The 24,591-nt window shown below is 65.1% G+C and carries 18 protein-coding genes and 2 tRNA genes; 6 read left to right on the top strand and 14 right to left on the bottom strand.

The features are described 5' to 3' along the window. Window positions 1-3: 3 nt before the first annotated feature. The 4 genes from RVU70_RS10635 to RVU70_RS10620 all read left to right on the top strand — a co-directional run bounded on the left by RVU70_RS10635 (window position 4) and on the right by RVU70_RS10620 (window position 2,327). Window positions 4-450, top strand: a complete 447-nt coding sequence (locus RVU70_RS10635) for a hypothetical protein (RefSeq protein ID WP_363346039.1) — start codon at window positions 4-6, stop codon at window positions 448-450. Beyond that, window positions 438-1,706: a cytochrome c oxidase assembly protein gene (locus RVU70_RS10630; RefSeq protein ID WP_363346037.1), complete on the top strand. Its 1,269-nt coding sequence runs from the start codon at window positions 438-440 to the stop codon at window positions 1,704-1,706. Before RVU70_RS10635 ends, RVU70_RS10630 begins: the two co-directional genes overlap by 13 nt. Before the next feature lie 61 nt (window positions 1,707-1,767). After that, a complete protein-coding gene (locus RVU70_RS10625) occupies window positions 1,768-2,055 on the top strand; it encodes a hypothetical protein (protein ID WP_363346035.1) in 288 nt (95 codons plus the stop codon). Beyond that, window positions 2,052-2,327: a hypothetical protein gene (locus tag RVU70_RS10620; protein ID WP_363346033.1), complete on the top strand. Its 276-nt coding sequence runs from the start codon at window positions 2,052-2,054 to the stop codon at window positions 2,325-2,327. Before RVU70_RS10625 ends, RVU70_RS10620 begins: the two co-directional genes overlap by 4 nt. On the opposite strand, the gene RVU70_RS10615 is transcribed toward RVU70_RS10620, so the two are convergent. From RVU70_RS10615 to RVU70_RS10590, 6 genes are all read right to left on the bottom strand, one after another. Next, the gene (locus RVU70_RS10615; RefSeq protein ID WP_363346031.1) at window positions 2,263-3,960 is read right to left on the bottom strand and encodes an amidase; all 1,698 of its coding nucleotides are present in this window, start codon (window positions 3,958-3,960) and stop codon (window positions 2,263-2,265) included. The two genes, RVU70_RS10620 and RVU70_RS10615, sit on opposite strands and share 65 nt — an antisense overlap. Before the next feature lie 9 nt (window positions 3,961-3,969). Continuing rightward, window positions 3,970-5,400 (bottom strand): SagB family peptide dehydrogenase, encoded by a 1,431-nt coding sequence (locus tag RVU70_RS10610; protein ID WP_363346029.1) that lies wholly within the window; start codon window positions 5,398-5,400, stop codon window positions 3,970-3,972. A 2-nt stretch (window positions 5,401-5,402) separates the two neighbouring features. Continuing rightward, entirely contained in the window at window positions 5,403-7,655 is a 2,253-nt protein-coding gene (locus RVU70_RS10605) for a TOMM precursor leader peptide-binding protein (protein ID WP_363346027.1), read from the bottom strand. Between the two features lie 210 nt (window positions 7,656-7,865). Next, window positions 7,866-8,231, bottom strand: a complete 366-nt coding sequence (locus tag RVU70_RS10600; protein ID WP_363346025.1) for a hypothetical protein — start codon at window positions 8,229-8,231, stop codon at window positions 7,866-7,868. A gap of 162 nt (window positions 8,232-8,393) precedes the next feature. Next, window positions 8,394-10,073, bottom strand: a complete 1,680-nt coding sequence (locus tag RVU70_RS10595) for a carbamoyltransferase C-terminal domain-containing protein (protein ID WP_363346023.1) — start codon at window positions 10,071-10,073, stop codon at window positions 8,394-8,396. Between the two features lie 210 nt (window positions 10,074-10,283). Beyond that, a tRNA-Ser gene (locus tag RVU70_RS10590) sits at window positions 10,284-10,373 on the bottom strand. Between the two features lie 207 nt (window positions 10,374-10,580). Here RVU70_RS10590 and RVU70_RS10585 point away from each other — a divergent pair. Beyond that, window positions 10,581-10,670: transfer RNA gene (locus RVU70_RS10585), tRNA-Ser, on the top strand. A 6-nt stretch (window positions 10,671-10,676) separates the two neighbouring features. On the opposite strand, the gene RVU70_RS10580 is transcribed toward RVU70_RS10585, so the two are convergent. The 7 genes from RVU70_RS10580 to RVU70_RS10550 form a co-directional block, all read right to left on the bottom strand. Next, the gene (locus RVU70_RS10580; protein ID WP_363346021.1) at window positions 10,677-10,832 is read right to left on the bottom strand and encodes a hypothetical protein; all 156 of its coding nucleotides are present in this window, start codon (window positions 10,830-10,832) and stop codon (window positions 10,677-10,679) included. Window positions 10,833-10,950: 118 nt separating this feature from the next. Continuing rightward, window positions 10,951-11,292, bottom strand: a complete 342-nt coding sequence (locus RVU70_RS10575; protein WP_363346019.1) for a response regulator — start codon at window positions 11,290-11,292, stop codon at window positions 10,951-10,953. After that, entirely contained in the window at window positions 11,280-12,317 is a 1,038-nt protein-coding gene (locus tag RVU70_RS10570; RefSeq protein ID WP_363346017.1) for a PAS domain S-box protein, read from the bottom strand. Before RVU70_RS10570 ends, RVU70_RS10575 begins: the two co-directional genes overlap by 13 nt. Window positions 12,318-12,519: 202 nt before the next feature. Further along, the gene (locus RVU70_RS10565) at window positions 12,520-12,945 is read right to left on the bottom strand and encodes a hypothetical protein (RefSeq protein WP_363346015.1); all 426 of its coding nucleotides are present in this window, start codon (window positions 12,943-12,945) and stop codon (window positions 12,520-12,522) included. 115 nt (window positions 12,946-13,060) lie between these two features. Beyond that, window positions 13,061-14,398: a hypothetical protein gene (locus RVU70_RS10560; RefSeq protein WP_363346013.1), complete on the bottom strand. Its 1,338-nt coding sequence runs from the start codon at window positions 14,396-14,398 to the stop codon at window positions 13,061-13,063. Between the two features lie 41 nt (window positions 14,399-14,439). Beyond that, the gene (locus RVU70_RS10555) at window positions 14,440-16,476 is read right to left on the bottom strand and encodes a glycosyl transferase (protein WP_363346011.1); all 2,037 of its coding nucleotides are present in this window, start codon (window positions 16,474-16,476) and stop codon (window positions 14,440-14,442) included. Window positions 16,477-16,583: 107 nt separating this feature from the next. After that, window positions 16,584-20,996: a hypothetical protein gene (locus tag RVU70_RS10550; protein WP_363346009.1), complete on the bottom strand. Its 4,413-nt coding sequence runs from the start codon at window positions 20,994-20,996 to the stop codon at window positions 16,584-16,586. Window positions 20,997-21,519: 523 nt separating this feature from the next. Between RVU70_RS10550 and glf the strand changes: the two genes are divergently transcribed. After that, window positions 21,520-22,671 carry a UDP-galactopyranose mutase gene (gene glf / locus RVU70_RS10545; protein WP_363346007.1) on the top strand — a complete coding sequence of 384 codons (1,152 nt, stop codon included), beginning with the start codon at window positions 21,520-21,522 and terminating at the stop codon, window positions 22,669-22,671. Between the two features lie 27 nt (window positions 22,672-22,698). On the opposite strand, the gene ftsH is transcribed toward glf, so the two are convergent. Next, on the bottom strand, window positions 22,699-24,552 hold the full coding sequence (ftsH, locus tag RVU70_RS10540; RefSeq protein ID WP_363346006.1) for an ATP-dependent zinc metalloprotease FtsH: 1,854 nt from the start codon (window positions 24,550-24,552) through the stop codon (window positions 22,699-22,701). Between the last annotated feature and the right edge of the window lie 39 nt (window positions 24,553-24,591).

Here is a 24,591-nt window from a genome sequence, read left to right as displayed (position 1 = left end):
CCAATGCCCAGAGAGATCATGGACGCTTATGGAGTCGAGCATCCGGCGCCGCATCGGAGCCGCGTCTCCGACTCTGTGCTTTTTTCGGCGCTTCTCGCCGCGCCGCTCGCCTGGTCCGCACAGCTCCTCATAAACTATGGTCTCGCGAGCGAGGCTTGTTTTCCACGCGAGGCGCCGAAATCCGCGCCGATCTGGGGATCGCTGCACGCTGAACTCCTCGCCATCAATTTGCTCGCCTTGGCGATCGCGATCGCGGCGACCATCGTATCTTATGTGATCTGGCGGCGCGTGAGCGAAGAGGCGGCCGGGGGCCATGCGCATTTGGTGGAGGCCGGAGAGGGCCGAACACGCTTCTTCGCTATTTGGGGCGTGTGGTCGGGGGTGTGGTTCATCCTTCAAATAATTTTTGGAACCGTTGCGGCGGTGGGAGTTCCGGGATGCGGAAGCTAGCCGCGCTCCTTTGCCTCGTCGCCTTGGCGGCGCCCGGAGAAGTCCTCGCAGATCCCGGGCACGAAGCTGCGCCCGCGTTTCCCCATCCGCTCGCGCTTTTGATCCTTGCCCTTGTCGCTCTCGTCTACGGTCGCGGCGTCCAAAGAATCGCTGCAAAAGGCGCCTTCGGACGCGTCATTACGGCCCGGCACATCGGATATTGCGCAGTCGCGCTTCTCCTGTCTTACGCTGTCGTCGCTTCGCCAGCCAGCGCATGGGGCGAGCGTCTGTTTTCGACGCATATGGCGCAGCATCTCGCGTTAATGCTGGTCTGCGCGCCGCTGTTCGTCGCGGCAAAAACGTCACAGGCGGCTGTCTACGCCTTGTCGCCGACGCTTCCCGCCCCGGCGCTGTCCTCCGCCCTGAAAATATCGGCGGTCGTCGCGGCGCCCGTAGCGCTCTGGCTGTGGTTCACGGGACTCTTTCTGCTGTGGCATTTGCCGGCCCTCTACGCCTGGGGGCTGCGCAACGAGGCGGCTCATGCGCTGGAGCACGCCAGCTTCTTTCTTGGCGCCTATGGCTTTTGGTCCGTCGTTCTCGCGCCCGCGCGCGCACATGCGCTGGGCCATGGCGCGCGGTTGCTGTTTGTTGCGAGCGCGGCGCTGCTGAGCGGCCTGCCAGGCGCCCTCATCGCCCTGTCGTCGCGGCCGCTCTATCAGATCGACGCGGCGCAGGCCGCACGCCTCGGACTGACGCCGCTCGAAGACCAGCAGCTCGCTGGACTCGTCATGTGGATTCCGGGCGGGCTCGCCTATCTTATCGCTGTTCTGGCGCTGCTTTCGGGCTGGATCAGCGAAGCGGAGCGACGCGCGTCTCGTAGAAGCCGAGGCGGAGGGGCGGCCCTCGTCTTTGTCTTATGTTCCCTGTCGCTCGCCGGATGCGACGACGTCACGCCGAAGCGCTTCGCCGCCACGGCGGCGGCGAGCGATGCAACGGGCGGCGACCCGCAAAAAGGCGCGCAGGAGATTGCGGCGATTGGCTGCGGCGCCTGTCACACCATTCCCGGCGTCAATGGCGCGAACGGGCTTGTCGGCCCGCCGCTCAACCGCATTGGACGGCGGGTATACATTGCTGGCGTCTTGCGAAACACGCCGGAAAATCTCGAGGCCTGGCTGCAGGACCCGCAGAAAATCGTTCCTGGCAATGTGATGCCCAATATGGGCGTTTCCCCCGAGCAGAGCCGCGACATCGCCGCCTATCTTTATACGCTGAAATAATGTCAGCGCATGGGTTTCCGGCCTCGCCACATTAGTTGAGTGAGGGCGAGGCGCCTTATCCATGACAGAAACAAGAGCGATTGACGCCAGGCGTTCAGGCGACGCCGTCGATGTGACGGCGGAGGCCCCCGCGCAACGCACGCGGCGGCGCGCATTGGTCATCTTCCTGTCGGCAAATGTTGCGCAATCTGCAGCGGCGCTGCGCTTTGCGCAGCAGGAAGCCGAGCGCTCGCAGACCCTCGTGCAACGCGGCACAGGCACGGTGCAGCGCCAGCAGCAGGCATCCTCGACGCTCCAGCAGGAACAGGCGCGGCGCAAGAACGCCGTCGAGGGCGTCGAAGCTACATGAGCAGACTCGCCGACGCCGCGATCCCCTCGAATTTGCACTATCAGCAGACGCTGCAGCGCCTCATCGACTATTTCCTCTCGCTCGGCGGTTCGGCGTCGCTCGCGCAGCGGCAGGCGACACAATGGATCGGGCGGCAGCTCGAAATGCAGTCGTCGCTGCTCGCCTACATCGACGTCTTCCACACGCTGATGCTGCTCGCCGCCCTCGTTATTCCGCTCGCCATGATCCTGCGGCGCGCGCCGCTCGGCGCCGCCCCGCCGATGGCGCATTGATCCCATCTTTCGCGCAGGAAAGCCGCAACGTCTTCATCGTGGGCGGCGTAAAGCCGCCGAAGGCGCGTTCGACCAGCGTCGCGAAGGCGATGGCGGTTCGATCCTCGTAAGACGGACCAATGATCTGCACGCCGATCGGCAGGCCGGAGCCGTCCTGCGCGATCGGCGCCACGGTCGCCGGCAGTCCCGCGATGGTCGCCGGCGCCGCCCAGATCGTATGAGCGTCGAGATAGGAGACAGGCTTGCCGTCGACCCGCACGCGTCGCGCCTCGAGCGGCGTCGAATGGTCGTGTCGAAGAGCGGTGGTTGGAGCGGCCGGACAGAGCACGACGTCGACGTCGCGAAAGAGTTCGCGCCATTTTTGCTGCAGTTCAGCGCGCTCGGCCTCGAGGCCGCGCCATTCGCGAAAGCTCAAGACCGCGCCCCGCGCGCGTTCGGCCGCGAGGCTGCGATTGGACGGGGAAACGGCGTCGGCGGCGCCATAAAGCCTTCGGTAGGCGGCAACAGGAAGACCCGCGCCCCAATAGGCGGAGAGCAGACGCACGTGAAGGCGCGTCGCCTGCGCAAGGTCGGGCGCCAAGGCGCGCCTGTCGGCGAGGGCCGCGCCGGCGCGCCCGAGACGTTCGGCCAATGTCGCGAGCGCCAGACTGATGTCGCTTCCCGTTGGGCCGAGCGGATGACGATCGATGATGAGCACGCGAAAGTCGCTGAGCTTCTCATGGCGCGGCGGCGGCAAGGCGAGCCTGTAGCCGACGCCCGCGCCGATCTCGTCCGGCCCGGCGACAATGTCGAGCGCCAGCGCCAAATCGGCGGCGCAGCGCGCCATCGGGCCGATAACGGCGAGATCGTGCTCAACCGGCAAAGGGGGTGTATCGGGAAACGCATGGCCCCGGCGCGGGACGAGGCCCGGCGTCGGCCTATGGGCGTAGATCCCGCAATCATGCGCCGGTTCGCGCAGGGAGCCGCCCATGTCGGAGCCAAGCGACAGCGCGCCAAAACCCGCCGCCAGCGCCGCCGCCGAACCGCCCGACGATCCGCCCGGCGTGCGGCAGAGATGGAAAGGATTGTTGGTCGTTCCATAGACGCTGTTGTCGCTCTGCCAATCGCTCAGCCATTGCGACACATTGGTCTTGCCGAGGATGACGGCGCCGGCCTTTTTCAACCTTGCAACGGCGAGAGCGTCTTCCTTCGGCGTGAAGCGTCTGAAGCGCGGATCGCCCCAGCAGGTGGGCAGGCCGGCGACATTGAAGGACTCCTTTACAGTAACAGGAACGCCGAGCAAAGCGCCGGTTTCGCCCCGCGCCAGCGCCGCATCCGCCGCTCGCGCCGCTGCGCGAGCGCGATCGAAGTCGCGCACCGGCACGGCGTTGATGGACGCGTCCAGCGCCTCGATCCGCGCGATGGCGCCGTCGACGAGCTCCAGCGCCGAGATGCGCCGATCGCGCAGCGCCGCGGCGAGTTCGCCGGCGCAGCGGTAATCCCATTGCGACGAAGCCGTCTCGCTGGCCGCGGCCCGCGCAGGACCGCCCAAAGTCGCGGACGCCGCACAGGCGCCGGCGCTGACAAGAAAGCCGCGCCGCGTCTGGGCGTCTACGGCGCCCTGCGCAGATTGAGCCTTGTCTCGATTACCCATCTTCGCGCGTCATGGCGGGCCCTGCGCGGCGGCGCGGCCAATCGCCATCTGACCCACCGCGCCTTCCACATGGAACGGCAGCGCGGTCATCCGCGCGAAGAGGTCGATGTCGCCGACGCCGATGGCGCAGGCCCCGAGCTCCATCTCCGTCGCCATCAGATAAAGCGTCTGCATGACGACGCCCACATGCTTCAAGACCAGAGAATAGGCGAAGCCGCTATATTTCCATGACACGCGCCCGAAGCGCGCCGCCATCGTGATCATGATCTGCGGCCGCCGGGGCGCGCCCATCGCAAATTGTCCATCATCGATCATCGCGTCGAGCTGGCGTTCGGTCACCTCGATCGAGACCAACGCGTGTCGATCCGCGTCGTAGTGATAGAAACCCCGCGGCAGCCCCTCGCATGTGTCGACGGCGAGATAAAGCTCGAGCTCATAGCTGGCGCCGCCTGAAGGATAAGGCCGCGCGGCGATCTCCATCTCCTCGCCGTACGCCTCGCTCAGCTTCTGCCGTGCAACGATGCGCGCCGCGCCGTCGAGAAAGCGCGCGACCTCGGCGAGCGTGATGGGATGCGCGTCATCGAAGACGCGTTCGGACCGCCGCTGGCGCAGCAGCGCCGCAACGGCGGACCCTTTCGCATCCGCAATCGCCTCGAGGGCGATCGCCTGACCTGGCCATGCCGGTCGCACCGCAGGCGGCTGCGGGGCGAGATTCGCATGGGCGTAGAGGCCGCCCGTTGGATTGGCGTGGCGGCCGTTGGTGCTGCGCATATGAAAGAGGAGATCGTGGAATTCCCACAAAGCGAGATCGCCGTCGCCTTCGCTCCTGCGTAAGCCTTTGGCGGGATCAGGCGCGAAAGCCATCGCGCTGTGGACGAGCAGCGCGAGGAACTCTTCTCCAAAAAATTCCGGCGCGCCGCGAAGGTCGGCGAGCGTCTGTGGCGTCGCGAGGCGCGCAAGGGCGGTCGCGACACGCGGGTCGCACAGTCGAATCACAGCGCCGGCAAGAGGCGATTCCAGCACAAGATCCTCGCCCCGCCGCCGCAGGAAGGCAAAGCGCGACAGAACGTAGGAACGCGCCGGATCGAGCTTCTGGAGGCTCGGCTGGTAATCGCGCATCTGCGGTTCGATCACGACAATGTCCGGCGCCTCGGGACCGCGGGCGAGACGATATTCGACAAGGCCGTAGAGGGCGAGCCGCTGGATGAGCCCCCGCAGCTCTTTTTCCTCGGGAGTGTCAGTCTCGTGAAGGCGAGAGAGCGAGACGCCCGTGGCAAGCTGCCCGGCGCGGCGCGCAGCGTTGGCGCTGAACTTGCCCAGAACCAGCGACTCGCGGTCGAAACGCGCCTTTAGAACGCCGCCCGCCGCCTCCTCCAAGGAAACGCCGGGACCCAATTTGGCAAGGAGCAATGCGGGCGCTGGCGGCTGATCGTCGCTCAAGTTCAGGTCCGTGGATACAAAGGATTGAGATCGCGTTCCCGCGTCGGCCGCTTTCGTAGCCCGAGCGCGACCGGCGTGTCATAGAGCCGGCCCGGTCCGAAGCGACGATAGAAATGCCGCAAGCCCGGCGCGATCACCCGCACCACCGGAACCTCGATATCGGGCCGCGTCTGATCGAGGACGAGAAAGTCGAAGCCCTTCTTTGCCATATGCGCGACGCAGGCGCGCACCTGCTCGCGCCGGTCGTGCGTCACGAAATCCTTGAACGGCGAACGCTCAAAACCCGCTGTCCCCTCCGGGCGCAGATAGGCGTGCTTGCGCAGGGGCAGCGGATCGTTTCCGTAATCGTCGCCCGTCTCTTCCGGGCGGCCGCGCAGCCGCTCGATCGCGAGAAACTGGTTGAGTTCCGTCATCGCCCGCAGCGTCGCAATGCGCGGATCGAAATGCGCCCCCGCGGCGACTTCGATGAACTCGCGCCCGTCTTCCGTCCAATGCGCCACGGCGATGACGACCGGAATCCCGATGTCGTTTGTGACGTCCAGCGCCCAGACGTCACGACCCATCGCCGCAAAAGCGGCGCGCAGGTCGCAGACGTAGCTGTCGCCGAGCGCGTCGAGATCAATCCCGGGACGCCGCAAACGATTATACCACCAGATGGCGTACGCGTCCCGCTCCACGAGCTCCAAAAACCCCTGAAGGATCGCCTCTTCGATCGTATTGCCGGCCGCGCAGCCATTCGAGTCGGCGCTGAACTGGCTCGCGCAGCCAGATTCATGGAAGAAGTACAAAAGCCCGGTCGGGACATGCTTGAAGCGTTGGTCGCGCAGCGACCAGACGGGCGACCATTCCGTCTCGGCCAAGGGATCGAAACGGCGCGGCGCCCCGTCGCCGGAGCAGCATCCTTGCGCGCTCTCCTCATATTGCGCGTCGCTATAGTGAATGATTTCTTCGGGATGGATCGCCTCGCCGGCGTCGAAATCCACGAAGCGGCGCGTCATTCTGATCTCGTCGCCCTGGAAAATTCCACAATAGCGTTCGATCGCCTCCATGAGCGCGCTGGCTTCGCCCTGCTCCGCCGTGCTGCCCTTGCCATAGCTGTCGCCGCTCAATCCCGCCTGCAATGCGTCGACCGTCTCCGGACAAGGCGAGAAATTATGGCGCGCGACGAAACTCGCGTCGAGCGGCTGGTCGCTTCTGATCCGCTCGAGATGCGACACGACGCCCGTGAGCGGGCTGACATGCTTGCGATGGCGAGCGACCGTCTCCGCCGGCGTCATGGATCGGTAGCCGCCGCTCGTCACGATGATCCTGCCGCCGGCGCGCAGCCGAATGGGAACGGGCGTGCGTTCCGGATCACGCAGCGCCGCGCCGCCGCAGACCGGACATTGCGGGCGCGCCGGCACATAATGGCGCGCCACTTCGGAGCCCAGCATGTCGAGGCTCACGATATGCTCGCCAAGGTCGGTGCGAAAACCGCTGGCGATGGCCTTGCCGATTTCGGCGGCCGCGAGCGAGACGCCGCTTCGCCCGAGCGACGCTGCGCCAAGCGGCGACGCCGAGACGCAGCGCGCCGCCTTGCGATCCAGAAACGCCTTGACCTGACGGTTCCATTTCATCCGGTCGGAGAGGCATCTCCAGCAGGCGCTTTTACCAGGACTGAAAATCGGGCCGACGAGCGGAAACAGTCCTGTCGGCTGAACGGGCAGCCAGTCCCTCTTTTCCTCGAGCCGCCGGCGATTGAATTCGGCGAGCCGCTCGTCGAGATAATCGCCGACGAGCGCAACCGTCAGATCGCCCTCGCCGTCAGCCACCCTGACGCCGAAGCCGCGCAACGCCTCTGCGAATTCGTCTTTTCCATGGACTCCCAGCGGTTCGATCGCAACCCCGACATTCTGCAGATTCTCGACCGCAGCGGCCGGATTGAGACCCATGCTCGCCCAATAGGCGGCTGTTGCGTCCTGAGCGACGTCGGAAGCGACGACGAAGCGACGATCGATGAGCCGCCGAAGCGCTTCCTCGATCTTGGCGACCGGAAAGTCCGCGGCAAGCGCATGAACGATCGAGGCCTCATCCTCGCCCGCCCCGATCCGCTCCGCGAGCGCGCAATACAGCGCGCCGCGCAGGAAGAACTTCCTGTTCTCGGAATAGAGGCAGACGACGTCGGGCGGAAGGATATAGACCGAGTAATTCGGCGAAAACCTGAACGCTCCGCCGACACGTCCCTCGAATTGCCGCGCGGGCGCTTCCATCGTCATCTGTCGACCGCCAGCCCCCATTTGTTTCGCGACGCTTGGACCGAAAAAGCCTGGACCGGAAAAGCCTGTACTGAAAAAGTTCAGCGGCGAACGCGCGCCTTCTGGAGCCCCGCCCGTCAACGATGAGACGCGCCTGCCCGCCGCGCCGAGTCATTCCCAGCGCGACGCAGCTCTATCCAACGGCGATCTCGATCTATCCTGAGGCCGACCTCAGCCCGCGCAGCCCCTGCAGCCTCTGCAGCCCCCGCATCCCCTGCAGCCTCGACAGCCTCTGCAACCCCAGCATCCCCTGCAGCCGCGACAGCCCCATCCCCACCAGGCGACGGTTTCGGGCTTGGCTTCCTTGACGTCTTCGCGATCGAACAGACGGAAAGAGCTCAAGCCGACGTCGAAGACCTCCTGCTCGTGAAGATCCATGTCCATGAGGCGCGTATTGCTGGTCGTCGGCTCGGTCGCGGCCTCCGCCGGGCTGCTCTCGGCGCAGGCCGCCCCTGCGAGGGAGAAGGATACGCCGATGACGCCAAGGGCCTTTTTTCCTCGATGCGGGTTCCGAGAGTGGTCCGATGAACGCGCCATTGCCCTACCTCCGCAAAAAGATAAAAACCCGCGACCCCAACGAAGTTAGTCTAGCACCCGACCCCGCGCCGTCAATGCCCCTGCTCGGCTGGTTGACCAGGTTACGCTAGCGAATCAACATTTTGGGCGCAGCGACTTTCCGCAGCCCGAACCGCTTGCCGCTCAACTCTCGGACGTCACGCAAACGTCGCCGATGAACAGGGCGTCGAGACCCGCGCCCCGAAAAGTCGCGACGGCGTGCGCCGGCGTGCAGACGATCGGTTCGCTGTCGTTAAAGGAGGTGTTGAGCACGAGCGGCACGCCGGTGCGCTCGTAGAATCGTGAGATCAACGCGTGATAACGCGGGTTCGCCGCCCGCCGCACGATCTGAACGCGCGCGGTGCCGTCTTCGTGGACGACGGCCGGGATGCGCGCCGCGCGACCTGGCTTCGTCGGGCAGGCGAAGAGCATGAATTCGTGACTGGGCGACGGCGGGCCGATCTCGAACCAGTCGTCGGCGTGTTCGGCGAGGACGCTCGGGGCGAAGGGACGGAAGTCCTCACGGTGCTTGACCCGCTGATTGAGGATCGCCCGCGTATCCGGCCGGCGGGGATCCGCGAGCAGCGAGCGGTTGCCGAGCGCGCGCGGCCCGAACTCCATACGCCCCTGAAACCAGCCGACGATATTGCCGTCGGCGATCATTTCTGCAGCCTCCAGCGGCGCATCCTTGCATTTGCGGGGCTTCAGTCCGGCGGCGCGGATCGCCGCCAGCGCATCACGTTCGTCGTATTCGGGGCCCAGATAAGGCGTCGCGCCGCCGATCGGGCGCTTCGCCCCGGGTTCAGCGCAATGGGCGACGAGCGCCGCGCCAATCGCCGTCCCTGCGTCATGCGGCGCCGAGGGGATGAAGATGTCGCTGAACACGCCGGCGCGCGCGAGACGCGCATTCGTCACGCAGTTGAGCGCGACGCCGCCGGCGAGGCATAAGGCGCCGCCGCCTGATTCGCGCGCCAGACGGCGCGCCAGCGCGAGCATCGCAAGGTCCGTCGCGTCCTGCAGCGCGGCGGCGACGTTCATATGATGGGGGAGAAAGTCGCCGTCCGGCGCCCGCCTCGGCCCGAACAGCGCATCGAGGCCGCGGGGCTCGAGCGAATGGAATCCGATCGCCTCGCGATCCACGGCGTAGCCTTGCTCGCCAATCTGGATGATTGACCCAAAGGCGCGCCGAAAGACCGCCGGGTCGCCATAGGCGGCCAAGCCCATGACCTTTGCGGCGTCGTGAGGCGAAAAGCCGAGATAGACGCTTACATGCTCCCATACGAAGCCGAGCGAGTGGGGATAGGAGAGGCTCGCGATGACGCCGATATGATTGCCCTCGCCGCGCGCGAGCATCGAGCAATCGGCCTCGCCGATGCCGTCGACGACCAAAATGGCTGCCTTGTCGAAGCCCGACGGATAATATGCCGAGGCGGCGTGCGCGAGGTGATGAGGCACGAATTTGAGCGCCTTGCCGAGGCGCCGCCCCATCAACCGGGCGACGGCGTCGTCGATCTGGTCGAGCCCGCGAAGGAACGCCGCTTCGAGGCCGACGTCGGGCCACCATTCGGGATGAAACTTCCGGCGCCTCAGTCCAGGCTCGAAGGAATAGGCGACGATATCGACGTCGCAAGGACGCAGGCCCGCAGAATCGAGACAAGAGCGCACCGCCTGCTCGGGCATCTCATGCGGATTGTCGACCCGGGCCTCCTTAGCGTGCTTGATGCGCGAAAAGCGCTCCTCTTCGCACGCGGCCACAACCTTCCCGTCGACCACAAGCGCGGCCGCAGATTCGTGAAAGACGGAATTGATTCCGAGAATGTTCATTATGGCGGCAGGCTCTCTTTGCTCGCCTCGCCGTACGAAGCTCGAGCTTGTTCTTCTTGCAAGCCTGGGACGAGACCGCACCCTCGCGCCCTGGAGCGCCATCATGCCAAAAACCTGATGAGAAAGGAAAGGCGCAGACGAGCGCCGCCGAGGCCCGCCGCATGGGGCCAAGACGAGCGAAGGCAGCCTATCGGCGCGAGAGTCGGGACATGGCGGAGGGGGCGGGATTCGAACCCGCGATACGGTTTCCCGTATACACACTTTCCAGGCGTGCGCCTTCAACCACTCGGCCACCCCTCCAGTGGCGCGCACTATATTCATGACGGCCAAGAACGCAAATGCTGTTTCGAGGTCTTCAAAAAAAGCTTTAGGCTTTGGAAAAAAAGGCTGTTCGCCGGGCCTCGCCGCGACGCTGCGCGCCATCGGGGGAGCTTGATTGCGGGCGCCCCCGCATGCTATTGGCAGCGCACCACACAGGATCCCGCCGGTCACGCGGGATCGGGCCGCGGAGAGGTGGCTGAGTGGTTGAAAGCACCGCACTCGAAATGCGGCATACGGGCAACTGTATCGGGGGTTCGAATCCCTCCCTCTCCGCCACTAGCCTTAGCGCGAGGTCTTGTCCTTCGCCTCCTTTGCTGCCGCTTCCCGCAGCCCCTGGGCGATCATGACGCCGAAGGCTTCATGCTCCTCATCTGTCAGATCCTCGAGTTTTTTCCCGAGCGACTTCGCGAATTGGTCTTCGAGTTCAGAGATAGACACTTTGCCGCCTCCGGTATGTCGGGCGGGCCCTCCAAAGCACGCGCCGAAGGCAGAAAGCAAGTAAATTCAATAAGGTTACGGTTATTGTCACACCCGGCCGACGCTGCCGAGGCGGCGGTCATTTGTGCAGCGCGAGCACGGCCGACGCCAGGGAGTTGGGCTCGCTGGGTTTCGACAGGAAGGGGGCCTGCGCGAGCGCGCCCGTCATGTGGTCGGGCGCATAGCCGGACATCACGACAAAGGGAACACCCCGCTGCCGCAAGCGCGCCGCCACAGGCTCGGCGCTCACGCCGTTGAGATTTGCGTCGACAACGGCGGCGTCCCATCCGTTCCCGTCGATGAGGCGCTGCGCCTCCTGCACGGTCGCCGCGACGCCGCCGACCTCGCAGCCGGCGTCTTCCAGCACGGCCTCCGTGTCCATGGCGATCAGAAACTCGTCTTCCACAATCAAGACGCGCATGCGAGCGCTCGATTTTCGGGGGGCTGCGGATCTGTCTGTGAAGATTGTAGCCGGCAAACGCGGTCGACAGGAGCGACCATCGTCCACGTCAGGCCCGCGTCTGCGAAGCAAAGCGAAACCTGCGCGCCGAGCGTATGCTTGATCATGTCGACGATGACCGTGCGGCCAAAACCGTTTCGCTCTGGCGGCGTGACCTTAGGGCCGCCACGCTCCGACCAGCTCATCTGGAACGTTTCTTGACCGCTAACGTCGGCCTCGCGCCAATCCACGTCGATCGACCCCTGGGCATTTGACAGCGCCCCGTGTTTGCTCGCATTGGTGGCCAGCTCATGCAACGCCATCCCGATGGCTTGCGCCGCGGCAGGCGTCACCTGCACTTTGGGACCATTCAGGCGCACACGTTTGCCGATGACGTCGGCGAAATGCGTGAGTTGTGACGCGGCCAGGTCGCCCACGTCGACGCCCGCCCATTCGGATCTCACCAGCAGATCGTGGCTTGCCGCCAAACCCGCAATGCGTTCGCCAAAGGCTTTGGCGAACAGGCTCGGCTCCGATTTTTTCGCCGTCTGCCGCGCCACCGCCTGAACAACGGCGAGCAGGTTCTTGGCGCGATGATTGACCTCGGCGAGAAGGAGCTTGGCGCGCTGGTCCGCCTGCTTTCTCTCCGTAATGTCGCGCACGACGCCGATGAAGATGCGATTATTCGCGACCCTGACCTCGCTGATTCCGAGATCCATCGGGAAAGTGGAGCCGTCCTTACGCTGCCCGACCACCTCTCGCCCGATGCCAATGATCTTGGCCTCTCCCGTTTCGCGGTAACGCTTGATGTATTGGTCGTGGCTGCCGCGGTAGGGCTCCGGCATCAGCATCTTGACGTTTTGTCCGACCACCTGGTCGCTCGGATAGCCGAATAATCTGATCGCCGCGGGGTTTATTGATTGAACGATCCCGGCTTCGTCGATCGCGATGATGCCGTCGAGGGCGCCGTCGAGCACGGCTTTCAGGCGGGCGGCGGTGTCGCGCAATTCCTGCTGGTCGTCGCGCATGGCGAATCCCTGCAACGCGGTAAAGATGGAGACCTAGATAGTTCTACTTATAGTCTCGGCCAGTCATCCCCTGAACGCTGCGCGGCGCTCGGGAGAGAAGCAGGTTATCGCAAGGTGGGGTCGCAAGAAAGCAGCCCGGCGCAGAAAGCGCCAGACTGCCGGTCTGCGAGCGGCGCCGCGCTCACCGCGCGTCGTTACGACTCGCAATTTCCTCGGGCGGCCGCCACACGATGCCTGAGGCGCTGGCGTGGGCGGCTTGTTTGTTCGCGGGCTGGCCTTTGGCCCCCGAGCGCGCCCGCGCGACGGCGTCCGCCGCAACGCGCCATTCGTCTGGCGTCCAGTCCCCCGAGCTCGAGACGGACTTGTCCGAATTTCCGCCAGACGCAGCCGATCCGAATGCGTTGGGCGGAATGTTCTTGAGCATGGAGAGGAAGTTCGTTTCGGAGGGCGAAGTCTCATTAACCGGCATGGACGCGCCTCGGTCTAAGAGGCTCGCGACCCGACGATTGTCGCCCGCCATATTGGCAAGATAACCTAAGCCAAGCAGCGCCAACGCGATCGCCGAAACGCCCACCATGTGGCGGTTGAGTTCGGGTAGCTTCACCATGGCTCGCTCCTGCGTTTTCCAAGGTGCGGCCTTAACGCCGGCGAGGGAGCGTTGGTTTCGCCGGACGCGCGTAAGAAATGCCTTGACGCGCCAACTGCTCGTTTTTTGTCGCCTGTCAAGCGGCGTAAGCCGGCGCTTCGAGTTCCCGCGCGGCGAGTTGCCGATAGCGCGAGAGAACGGCGTCGACGTCCATCTCGGCGTCCTGTTTCCAGAAGGAGAGATGCGCGGCGACGAAGCGGGGGTAAATGCAATTTAGTTTCCGGGCCCGCTTGCGCACCCCGTAACAAAGGTCATGCTCGTCATCGGTCATGATGTCTGGAATGTGAACGAGATCGGCGCCGAGCCAGGAAACGAAGTTGATGCTGATCCTTTCTCGCCAAGGAATGGCCGCGCGGGCCGCGTCGCGAAAAGCGGAAGGATTGCTCAAGAAGAGGTCGTGAAGCCGCTGCGCTTTCGCCCCGCTCGCCCATAACGAGCCGCACATGCCGCCCGGCGGCATCTCGAAGACATCGAAATCTTGCGGGACGGCGCCGCTCATCTGCTGGAAATAGGCGCAGACGCCATTGTTGACGACATTGGCGCTGACCAGGAAAAACTGCGGATTGCGGCGGCGAAATTCAATGAACTCCCGAAGCCGCGCGAGGTCCATGTAGACGACGTCGTCATCGCATTTCAAAAACACGTCGCCGCCGTAGCGATCGCGATTGGCGCCATAATATTGATAGGCGTTCGTGTAGAACATGGCCCCGGGCGGATAATCGGCGGTCGGACCTCTGACAAAGAGACGCGCGGGCGACCTTTCTGTTTCGTTGAAGAGCCACTCGCCGTTCGAGCCGAAGCCGGTGCGATAGAGCAGCTCATAATCTCCCGGCGCGATCGCGATCTTGGCGCGCAAAGCTTCCTTTTCCTGCACCGAAACCCTGACTTCGTCGGCGTGGAGAGATAGTTCAGCGGCGGCGAATCCAAATTCCGGCAAGAGGCCCGGCGTCGCCGAGACCACGAGCGGCCGATGCAAGGGATCGCGCCTCGCCACATCGACGAGTTGCGCCGCATCGTCGAAAAGCCGCAGGGCGCTCGCCTGATTGTTCCAGCCGCCGAGCACGAATTCATAGCTTGGGCCGTCCCCGCCCAGGGGGCGCAAGGCTACGTGGACGTCGCTCTGGGCGTAGACAGAAAAACGCAAGGCGCATTGCTTTCCGGCAAGCGTCACCCGTTCGGGACGACGAAAATACTCCAAGCTATTGCTGGGCGTCGCCTGCGTCATCGGAAATTGCTGACGGAGCCACAGGCGGTCGGCCGCGTTGCGGCTGAAATCCCAGACATGCCATTCGTCGATCAGACCCTCGGCGATCGCGCGATCGACATAGCGCGTCAAGAGCGACATGCGGTCCCGCCTGCCGGCGAATGTTACGAGAATCGTCTTCGGCGGGCGCGGCGCAAGCGTCTCCAACATGCGAATCGTCCTTTTCTAGATGCTGGGATTTTTTTAAAGGATCAGCGCCGCCACAGCCGCGCATCCGGCGACAAAGGCGCGCGGCGCGACCATTCTTCGAGCTTTTCATGATAGGCGGCGAAATAAGCGGCGTCGTCGAGCAGATTCGCCCGCTCGATCTCGAGTTCGGCGCCGATCTCGTAATAGACGTCGAGATTGGCGAGGTCCGGGACGGGAAGCGCATCGGCGTCACGCGCGTCCCGCATGTCGCAATAGAGCTCCTCGAGGCGCCGCGCGGCGGCGTTCATGTCGCGCAGCACGCTCGCATCCCGGCCTTGCGCCAATTGTGCGCGATAACGCTGGGCGAGGCCTCGATCAGAGCCGATGGCGATCGCCTTTTGCACGTATTCGTCGAAGGTCGCGCACACCAGCGCGTCGAGGCCGGCCGCACGCGTGACGCTCGCGCAAAAGCGCGCAGCGAAACTGCGACCCGGGCGCGTCAGAACCGGCACGCCGGCGGTGAGCGCGTCGGCCGCCGTGGAATGCGCGCCATAGGGAAAACTATCAAGAAAGAGATCGGCAAGAGCCATGCGAGCCAGATGCTGCGCATTGGGCCGCTTTTGCGCAAACAGCAGGCGTTCAGGCGCCACCCCGCTTTGCGCAGCGAGCTCGCGCAGCCTGTCGTCGACCGCCTGCGCGCCCGTGAGCAGCCACAACACCGACTCCGGCGTTTCGCGCAGGATCGTCATCCAGAGCGAAAACATTTCCGGCGTGATCTTCTGCATGCCGTTGAGGCAGCAGAAGACGAAGGCGTCCTGCGGCAATCCTTCGTCGGCGCGCGTCAACGCGTCCCATGCGATCTTCCGCTTGCGGTCGAGCGGCTGATTGCAGGCGAGCCGCAAGACTTTTTCCGAATAGTAGAGCTCGTTTTCCGGCGGAACGATATGCGCGTCGGCAATGAGATAATGGTGATACGGGCTTCCCATCGTGCCGGGATAGCCGCACCAGTTCACGATAACGGGCGCCGGCCGCCGCGCGAAGACGCCGGCGCGGGCATGTTTGGTGTAGCCGTTGAGATCCACCAGAATGTCGATCCGGTCCTCAGCGATCTCCATCGCCGCGCGGTCGTCATCGAGTTTGGCGATGTCGGTCCAGTGATCCACGGCCGCCTTGAAACGCGCCTGCGTTTCATCGGCCGGCCTGTCGTCGCCGAAGTAATAGGCGAAAATTTCAAACTTGCTTCGATCATGTAATTCGAAAAGCTCCACCAGCGCGAAGCCGACGGCGTGCTCTCGGAGATCGGAAGAGACATAGCCGATGCGCAGCCGCTCCCCCGCGGTTTCTCCGCATTCCGCAGGCGAGCGCAGCGGGCGGATCGTCGGGCGTCCCACGAGCGTCTTATTATAACGATAGGCCTTGGCGAGCTGAAACAACGGATCGTCGGCGAAAAGCGCCAGCGAAATCGGCGACATTCCGTCGAGGAGCTGGCGCTTCGTGACATATTCGGACGGCGCGGCGACCGGCCATTTGCACTGCCGCTGACGCAGCGCCAGCCAGTGCTGGGTCGATTCGGTCAGATCGGGTCGGAGCTCCATCGCCTGTTTGAGCATGTGTTCCGCCGCGTCGAACCTTTCCGCCGCCTCGAGCACCCGACCCGACTGCTGGAGCGCGAGAAGTTTCAGCTTCAGCGTCTCGGCGGTCACGCCGGAAAGGCCGGCGACGGCGAGATTCCACTGTTCCAGCGCCTTGACGAGGAAGCCGCTGTCTTCGAAGACGCGGCCGAGATTTATGCGCGCCTGCCAGAACTTCGGCTCGAGACGCGCGCATTCGGCAAGCGCATTGATGGCGCCGGCGTGATCGTCGAGGCGGCGCAGAAGAATGGCGAGGTTGAAATAGGCCATATATGCGAGCGGATTGGCGTCGCTGAATGCGATCCAAATCTTGTAAAGCTCGACGGTGAGCCGAGGCTGGTTGGCCGAAGACAGGGTCTCGGCGGCGCCAAACAGCTCGGCGAGCGGCTGCTGGCCCGACCGCGCCTTTTCGGTTTCCTGCTGGAAGAATTGCGCGATAGCTTCGGGAGACGTTGCGGGCGCGAGCATGCGGTTCCCATCGTTTGGCGAAAGACGACCAACGCGACGCACGACGCTACAAGAGGCGCCGGCGGATCGGGTGCTCCGCCGGCGCTGCGATCTTCGCTAGAGGCGCGTCAGCCGTTGTAGAGCCTAAACAGCGCGTTCAGTATGTCGCCGTTCAGCGCCTGCAGCTGAGAAGACGTAAAGCCGTCGGCTTGCGCGGTGCTTAAGGCGCCGATGTCGTCCGTCGTGAGACCGGAGAGGCCCGAGGTGCTGATCGCGCCGAGCTGACTCGACGTCAGCGCGGCGAAATCCGCCGTTTCCAGCGCGCCGATCTGTCTGGACGACAGCGCCGCGAGGTCGGTCGTCTCCAGCGCGGCGGCCTGGTCCGTCGAGAGGGCCTCGACCTGCTCGGTGGTCAGCGCCGCCGCCTGAGCCGTGGTCAGGGCCACGACCTGGGAGGTGGTGACCGCCGCGATCTGGGTCGTCAGCAAGGAGGCGACGTCGGCTGCGCTGAAGGCGGCGAACTGAGCCGTCGACAGCGCCGCGATGTCGTCCGTCGTCAGGGCGGCCGCCTGCGCCGTGGAGAGCGCCCCAACCTGACCCGTGGTGAGCGCCGCTGCCTGAGCGGTCGAGAGCGCGCCGATCTGGTCGGTCGTCAGGCCGCCCACCGCCGCGGTGGTGACGGCGGCGATCTGGCCCGTCGAGAGAGCGGCGAGGCTCGCCGTCGACAGCCCGGCGATCTGCGCCGAGGACAATGTGGCGACCTGCGACGTGGACAACGCCGCGGACTGATCGGTGGTGAGCGCCCCGAGCTGGGTCGTCGTCAACGCGCCGATCTGGCTCGTCTTGAACGCCGCGAGCTCTGTCGTCGTCAGGGCGCCGATCTGATCCGTCGAGAGGATCGCCACCGCTCTTGTGCTCAGCGCGGAGACCTGCGCCGTTGACAAGACGGCGAGGTCGGCCGTTTCGATTGCCGCGGCCTGGGCCGTCGAGAGGGCGGCGATCTGCGCCGTGCCGAGCGCGGCGGCCTGATCGGTCGACAGCGCGACGACTTGATTCGTCGTCAATCCGGCAAGCGCCGAAACCGACACGGCGGCGACCTGGCTCGTCGACAGCGCCGCGACGTCGTCCGTCTCCAGCGCGCCGAGCTGGGTCGAGGACAGAGCGGCGACCTGCGCGGTCGTCAGCGCGGCGGCCTGGCCGGTCGACAGCGCGCCAACCTGATTGGCGTTGAGGCCGGAGAGCGAGGCGACCTTGACGGCGGCGACCTGGCTGGTCGAGAGCGCGGCCAGATTGTCGGTCGTCAGGGAGCCGAGCTGCGCCGAGGAGAACGTCGCGACCTGGGTCGTCGTCAGCGCCGCGGCCTGATCGGTCGAGAGCACGGCGATCTGCGCCGTCGTCAGCGCGCCGGTCTGGCCGGAGCTCAGCGCGGCGACCTCAGCGGTCGACAGAGCGGCGACCTGATCCGTCGTCAGCGCCGCGACGCTCCTGTTGCTCAAGGCGGCGATCTGGGACGTCGACAGCGCCACGAGGTCGGTCGTCTCGATCGCCGCAGCCTGCGCCGTCGAGAGGCCTGCGATCTGGGCGGTGGTCAACGCCGCCGCCTGGTCGGTCGAGAGGGCGACCACTTGATCGCTGGTCAGGCCCGGGAGAGCGCGCGTGCTCAGCGCGGCGACCTGCGCCGTAGAGAGCGCCGCGACGTCCGCCGTCGTCAGCGCGGCGAGCTGGCCCGACGACAAGGCGGCGATCTGGCTGGTCGTCAATGCGACAACCTGGTCCGTCGAGAGCGCGGCGACCTGAGTCGTTGTGAGCGCGGCGACCTGCGACGTCGACAGCGCAGTCGCGTCGGCGGTTTCGAGCGCGAGGATCTGCAGCGCCGAGAGCGCCGCGAGGCCCTTCGTCGTCAACGCCCCGATCTGGCTGGTGGAGAGGGCCGCGAGGTCGGCCGTTTCGATCGCGGCCGCCTGAGCCGTCGTCAGCGCGGCGATCTGGGCCGTCGTCAAGGCGGCGACCTGATCCGTCGAGATGGCGACAATCTGGTCCGTCGTCAGGGCGGCGAAAGCCTTGACGCCGACCGCCGCCAGCTGGGCGGTCGACAGCGCGGCGACGTCGTCAGTGGACAAAGCGCCAATCTGTGTCGACGACAGGGAGGCGACCTGCGCCGTCGTGAGCGCGGCGGCCTGCGCCGTCGAAATCACGCCGACCTGCGCCGTGGTGAGACCGGCCAGCGACTTGGAGTTGACTGCCGCGAGTTGATCCGTCGACAGCGCGACGACGTCGTCGGTCTTCAGCACGCCGAGCTGCTTCGACGAAAGCGTCGAAACCTGCGTGGTGGTCAGCGCGGCTGTCTGATCGGTCGAGAGCGCAGCGATCTGCACGGTGGTCAGGGAGCCGATTTGCGCCGTGGTGAGCGCCGCGACCTCCGCCGTGGTGAGCGCGGCGATTTGATCCGTGGTCAGCACCGAGACGCCCTTGGAGGAGAGCGCGGCGATCTGGCCGGTCGAGAGCGCGGCGATGTCGGCCGTTTCAATAGCGGCCGCCTGGCTCGTCGACAGGGCGCCGATCTGGGCGGTGCTCAGGGCGGCGATCTGATCGGTGGAGAAGCTTGCGACCTGAGCCGTCGTCAAGCCGGCGAAGGCCTTTGAGCTGAGCGCGGCGACCTGACCCGTCGACAGCGCGCCGACCCCGTCAGTGGTCAAGGCGCCGAGCTGCTTCGAGGACAGGGCGCTAAGCTGCGTCGTGGTCAGGGCGGCGGCCTGATCCGTGGACAAAGCGGCGACCTGCGCGCTTGTCAGCGCGCCGATCTGGCCCGTCGACAGAACCGCGAGATCGGCGGTCTCCATGGCCGCGACCTGGTCGGTCGTCAACGCCGCGACGCCCTTGCTGGAGAGCGACGCAATCTGCGTCGTGGAGAGCGCCGCGAGGTCGGCCGTCTCGAGCGCGGCGGCCTGCTTGGTCGACAGCGCGGCCACTTGCGCAGTCGTGAGCGCGGCGGCCTGATCCGTGGTGAAGGCGGCGATCTGCGCCGTGGTCAGGCCAGCCACGGATTTGGCGTTCACGGCGGCGATCTGGGCCGTCGACAGCGCGGCGATGTCGTCGGTGGTCAGCGCGCCGACCTGCGTGGAGGAAAACGCTGCGATCTGCGCCGTTGTCAGGGCCGCCGCCTGGCCGGTGGACAGATTGGCGATCTGCGCCGTGGTGAAGGCGGCGATCTGCGTGCTGGACAGCGCGGCGAGGTCCGTCGTTTCGATGGCGGCGATTTGCGACGAAACGAGCGCGGCGAGATCCTTGGCGGTCATGGCCGCGAACTGGCCCGTCGACAAAGCGACGATGCTGTCGGTCGAGAGCGCGGCGGCCTGGCTCGTCGACAGCACGGAGACCTGCGCAGTCGAGAGCGCCGCCGCCTGATCGGTCGAGATGGAGCCCACCTGCGCGGTGGTGAGACCGGCGATTGCGGCGGTCTTGATCGCGGCGATCTGGGCGGTCGAAAGCGCGGCGAGGTCCGTCGTCGTCAGGGCGGCGATCTGCTTGGACGACAGAGCGCTCATCTGGGTCGTCGTCAGCGCCGCGACCTGATCGGTCGAGAGCACGGCGATCTGCGCCGTCGTGAGCGCGCCGATCTGACCCGTCGAGAGGGCGGCGAGGTCAGCCGTTTCAATCGCGGAGACCTGATCCGTCGAGAGAACCGCAATGTCCTTACTGGACAGGGCCGCGGTCTGCGCGGTGGAGAGCGCCGCGAGGTCCGCCGTCTCGAGCGCGGCGGCCTGAGCCGTCGTGAGAGAAGCGACCTGCGCGGTCGTCAGCGCCGCCGCCTGATCGGTCGAGATCGCGACGATCTGCGCGGACGTCAGACCGGAGACGGTCTTCGACGCAAGCGCCGCGATCTGCCCGGTCGAAAGGGCCGCGACGCTGTCCGTCGTCAGGCCGCCGATCTGAGAGGAGGCGAAGGCGGCGATCTGGGTCGTCGTCAGCGCCGCCGCCTGGTCGGTGGAGAGCGCGCTGATCTGGGTCGAGGTCAGGGCCTTGATCTGCGTCGTTGTCAGACCCGCGATGGCGGCGGTCGTCAAAGCGACGACCTGGTCGGTCGACAGAGCCGCAAGGCTCTTGGCGCTGAAAGCGGCGGCCTGCGCCCCGGTCAAGACGGCGACGTCCGCCGTCTCCATGGCGGCGGCCTGCGACGTCGACAGGGCGGCGATCTGCGCCGTCGTCATCACGGCGACCTGATCGGTGGAGAGGTCGTCAATGTAAGAGGCGACGATCTTCGCGAGCTGCGCGGTCGAGAGCGCGGCCACCTCGGCGGTGGTCATGGCGCTGATGTGAACGCTGGTGAGCCCCGCGATCGCGCTGGCGCTTATCGCCGAGAACTGCTGGGTCGTGAAGGCGCGCAAATCATCCGTCGACAGCGCCGCCAGCTGCGTCGACGACAAGGCGGCGACCTGAGCGGTCTTCATTGCGGCGATGTCGTCGGTCGTCAGCTTAGAGACCGTGTCGGTCGAAAGAAGCGCGATCTGTTTGGCGGAAAGCGAGTTGATGATCGAGGTCATTGGCCAGCCCCTGAAAGGTTTGGATCTGCTCGTGTCGCAGCCCGGCCAGCCCATGCGGACGCGCGTCCGTCAGGCGGCATGGTCGGTCCGGCGCGAAGGGCCCCGCCGGAAACCGTTGCGGTGAGGGCTTCGAGCCACGAGTGCGGGTTTTGCGAAAACACCGTCGTGCGGAGCGGCGCCTTGTTTCGCTGTCGGGGGAAAAGCATCCCGACAGCGTCATGGGCCGAAAGGAGCAGATCATCTGCCCCGCCAACACGAGAGCCAGGCCGCCAATTAGCGGTCAATAGGAGCTGGTTTAAATCGAGCGCCTTAAGAGAAGATGAACACGTCGCGGTTCTACCGGATGATTACTTTCCTCCGCCTTGCGCCTCCTGAATGTATACTTACTTATGTGCGCGCTTCTTCTTGAAAAATTACCCCCACGACAGATCAGCCTCGCGCCAGCCTTGCGCGTCTAAGGTGGTTAAGAGGGCGTTGTCGCGCCCCATGCGCATTGCGCGCTGCAATCCGAAGGAGGCTGTTCTTGGCGCGATATTGTGTTGTCGGAGCCGGGCTCAGCGGCGCCGTGGTCGCCCGCGCCCTGGGCGAAGCCGGGCATGCCGTGCTCGTCGTGGACGAACGGACGCGCATCGGCGGGAATTGCGCAACCGAGCGCGACGCCGCGACCGGAATCATGGCGCATCTCTACGGACCGCATATCTTTCATACTTCCGACGAGGCGGTCTGGCGCTATGTGCAGCGCTTTTGCACGATGATGCCCTATGCGCACCGGGTTCAAGCGGTGGCCCGCGGGCGCGTCTATTCGCTGCCGATCAATCTCTTGACCATCAACCAGTTCTTCCACACGACGATGAGCCCTTCGCAGGCGCGCGCTTTTATTCAGGAGAGGGCCGTCAACAACTTGTCGCCGCGCAATTTCCAAGAGCAGGCGCACGCCATGATTGGCAAGGAGCTCTACGAGGCGTTCTTCGAAGGATATACACGCAAGCAATGGGGACTCGAGCCCGTCGACTTGCCGGCCTCGGTTCTCAAGCGTCTGCCCTTGCGCTTCGATTACGACGACAGCTATTTCGCGCATCGCTATCAGGGCATGCCGAAGGACGGCTACACCCCGTTTATCGCCGCGATTTTGGATGCGCCGAATGTCGAACTGCGCCGGGAGACGACCTTCGAGTCCCTGTCCGAAAGCTTCGAACACGTTCTTTACAGCGGCCCCATCGACCGCTTTTTCGACTTCCGTCTCGGCCGGCTCAACTACCGCACCTTGGACTTCGAAAAATTTCACTCACCGGGAGACTTTCAGGGAACGGCGGTGATGAATTATTGCGACGCCGGCGTCCCTTTCACGCGCATTACCGAACACAAGCATTTCGCGCCCTGGGAGAAGCAGAATTTCGAAAACACGATTTGCTACCGCGAATATAGCCGCGACTGCAGGCCGACCGACATTCCCTATTACCCGATCCGGCAGGCGAAGGAGCAACGACTGCTGCAGGATTATATCAGCCTGGCGCGGGAAACCCGCGGCGTCAGCTTCATCGGCCGTCTCGGGACCTATCGCTATCTCGACATGGACGTGACGATCGGAGAAGCCTTGTCGGCCGCGGGGGTGGTGCTGGAATGCATTGCCGGGGGCGCCGCTCCGCCATCCTTTTTCATCGATCCGGAGCATTGAGACGACGCCGGCGCGCCGGCGGCTTCGTCAAGAAGCCGCAGCATTGCGGCTTTGCATCGCGCCTCTCACCTCGGCGTAAATCTTGGCGAGATCGCTCTCGCCGAAGGTTTCCTGATCGAGCAGGCGCTCGGCCCAATCGACATGCACCGTCGCGCAGCCCGCGAGGATCTCCATCGCGCGACGGAAGGCTTGTTCGACGAGACTGTTGATGGCGCCGTCGATCCGCGCATTGGTCTCGTCGCTCATTTCGGATTGCTGCGGGCCAAGGCCCTGGAGATCGAGATAACGCGGGCGCTCGACGACGAACGACGCCTGGCCGATCTCCTGTTCCATGCCGTAGCGCGTGACCATGGCGCGCGCCATCTCCGTTGCGCGCTGCAAATCGTCGGCGGCGCCCGTCGTCGCCTCCTTGAAGACGAGCATTTCCGCCGCCCGCCCGCCGAGCAGCACGGTCATGCGATTCACGAGTTCGCTGCGCGTCATCAGATAGCGGTCTTCGGTCGGCATTTGCATGGTGTAGCCGAGCGCTCCGATTCCGCGCGGCACGATCGAGACCTTCTTGATCGGATCGACGTCCGGCAGCGCCATGGCGACGATGGCGTGGCCCATCTCGTGATAGGCGACGATGCGCTTTTCACGGGGATTGAGAATACGCTTGCGCTTCTCCGGCCCCGCGAGCAGACGCTCGATCGCCGCCGTGAAGTCTTCGAGCGTGACGGCGCTGGCCTTGCGCCGCGTCGCGAGCATCGCCGCCTCATTGACGAGATTGGCGATGTCGGCGCCCGTGAAACCCGGGGTCATGGCTGCGATTTTCGCCGGATCGACGTCTGGCGCGAGCTTGATGCGCGTCAGATGCACGCCGAGGATGGCGAGACGGCCGTTCTTGTCGGGTCGATCAACCGAAATCTGACGGTCGAAACGGCCCGCCCTCAAGAGCGCCGGGTCGAGCACTTCCGGGCGGTTTGTGGCGGCGAGGAGGACGACGCCGACCGTCGGGTCGAATCCGTCGAGTTCGCTCAACAGCTGATTGAGCGTCTGCTCCTTTTCGTCGTGCCCGCCGCTCAGCCCGGAAATGCCGCGGGCGCGGCCCAGCGCGTCGAGTTCGTCGATGAAGATGATGCAAGGCGCCGCCCCGCGCGCCTGATTGAACAGATCACGCACGCGCGCGGCGCCGACACCGACGAACATCTCCACGAATTCTGAGCCGTTGATCGAGAAGAACGGGACGCCCGCCTCTCCGGCGACGGCGCGCGCGAGCAAAGTCTTGCCGGTACCCGGCGGCCCGACGAGCAGGATGCCTTTGGGCACATGGGCGCCGAGACGCCCATAAGTGACGGGATCTTTCAGGAAGGCGACGATTTCCTGAAGTTCTTCCTTGGCTTCGTCGACGCCGGCGACGTCCTTGAAACCGACTTTGATGTCGGTCTCCACGAAGATCTTGGCGCGGCTCTGGCCGACCGACATCACCGAGCCGAGGCCCTGCCCGACCCGCCGAGCGAGATAACTCCAGATGAAAAAGAAAATGGCGGCCGGGACGACCCACGACAGAAGCGTCGAGATCCAGCCTTGCTGGACCTGTCCCGAATAGACGACTTTGGCGGCCTCGAGCTCCTGCGCGAAATTCGGATCGACCCGGACCGCAACCACTTGTTTCTTGCCATCGGGCAGCGGCGCTTTCAGCGTCGCGCGCACGGCTCGGTCGCCGACCTGGACGTCGGCGAGCTTGCCCTCCCGCAGGAGATCGTAAAATTCGCTGTAGGGGACGACGTTGGTTTCCCCATAGGTCTCCCAGAGTTGCTGAAAGACCAAAATGGCGATCGCGGCCAGGAGGAAATAGCCGAGATCGAAGCGCCACTCCCTTTTATTGTTCGCCTCCGCCATGGCCAGCGCCCTTTCTCCAGGAAGAAGGGCCGGAGCCGC

Origin of the sequence: Methylocystis echinoides, from assembly GCF_040687965.1 — a bacterium.
GTDB classification, from domain to species: domain Bacteria; phylum Pseudomonadota; class Alphaproteobacteria; order Rhizobiales; family Beijerinckiaceae; genus Methylocystis; species Methylocystis echinoides_A.
The sequence above is the reverse complement of the archived record's forward strand: the minus strand, read 5'-3'. Positions and strand labels throughout refer to the sequence as shown.

Excerpts from the sequence above, each read along its gene's own strand:
- RVU70_RS10635 (WP_363346039.1), top strand. The coding sequence starts at position 4 with ATGCCCAGAGAGATCATGGACGCTTATGGAGTCGAGCATCCGGCGCCG.
- RVU70_RS10630 (WP_363346037.1), top strand. The coding sequence starts at position 438 with ATGCGGAAGCTAGCCGCGCTCCTTTGCCTCGTCGCCTTGGCGGCGCCC.
- RVU70_RS10625 (WP_363346035.1), top strand. The coding sequence starts at position 1,768 with ATGACAGAAACAAGAGCGATTGACGCCAGGCGTTCAGGCGACGCCGTC.
- RVU70_RS10620 (WP_363346033.1), top strand. The coding sequence starts at position 2,052 with ATGAGCAGACTCGCCGACGCCGCGATCCCCTCGAATTTGCACTATCAG.
- RVU70_RS10615 (WP_363346031.1), bottom strand. The coding sequence starts at position 3,960 with ATGGGTAATCGAGACAAGGCTCAATCTGCGCAGGGCGCCGTAGACGCC.
- RVU70_RS10605 (WP_363346027.1), bottom strand. The coding sequence starts at position 7,655 with ATGACGATGGAAGCGCCCGCGCGGCAATTCGAGGGACGTGTCGGCGGA.
- RVU70_RS10600 (WP_363346025.1), bottom strand. The coding sequence starts at position 8,231 with ATGGCGCGTTCATCGGACCACTCTCGGAACCCGCATCGAGGAAAAAAG.
- RVU70_RS10595 (WP_363346023.1), bottom strand. The coding sequence starts at position 10,073 with ATGAACATTCTCGGAATCAATTCCGTCTTTCACGAATCTGCGGCCGCG.
- RVU70_RS10575 (WP_363346019.1), bottom strand. The coding sequence starts at position 11,292 with ATGCGCGTCTTGATTGTGGAAGACGAGTTTCTGATCGCCATGGACACG.
- RVU70_RS10565 (WP_363346015.1), bottom strand. The coding sequence starts at position 12,945 with ATGGTGAAGCTACCCGAACTCAACCGCCACATGGTGGGCGTTTCGGCG.
- RVU70_RS10560 (WP_363346013.1), bottom strand. The coding sequence starts at position 14,398 with ATGTTGGAGACGCTTGCGCCGCGCCCGCCGAAGACGATTCTCGTAACA.
- RVU70_RS10555 (WP_363346011.1), bottom strand. The coding sequence starts at position 16,476 with ATGCTCGCGCCCGCAACGTCTCCCGAAGCTATCGCGCAATTCTTCCAG.
- RVU70_RS10550 (WP_363346009.1), bottom strand. The coding sequence starts at position 20,996 with ATGACCTCGATCATCAACTCGCTTTCCGCCAAACAGATCGCGCTTCTT.
- ftsH (WP_363346006.1), bottom strand. The coding sequence starts at position 24,552 with ATGGCGGAGGCGAACAATAAAAGGGAGTGGCGCTTCGATCTCGGCTAT.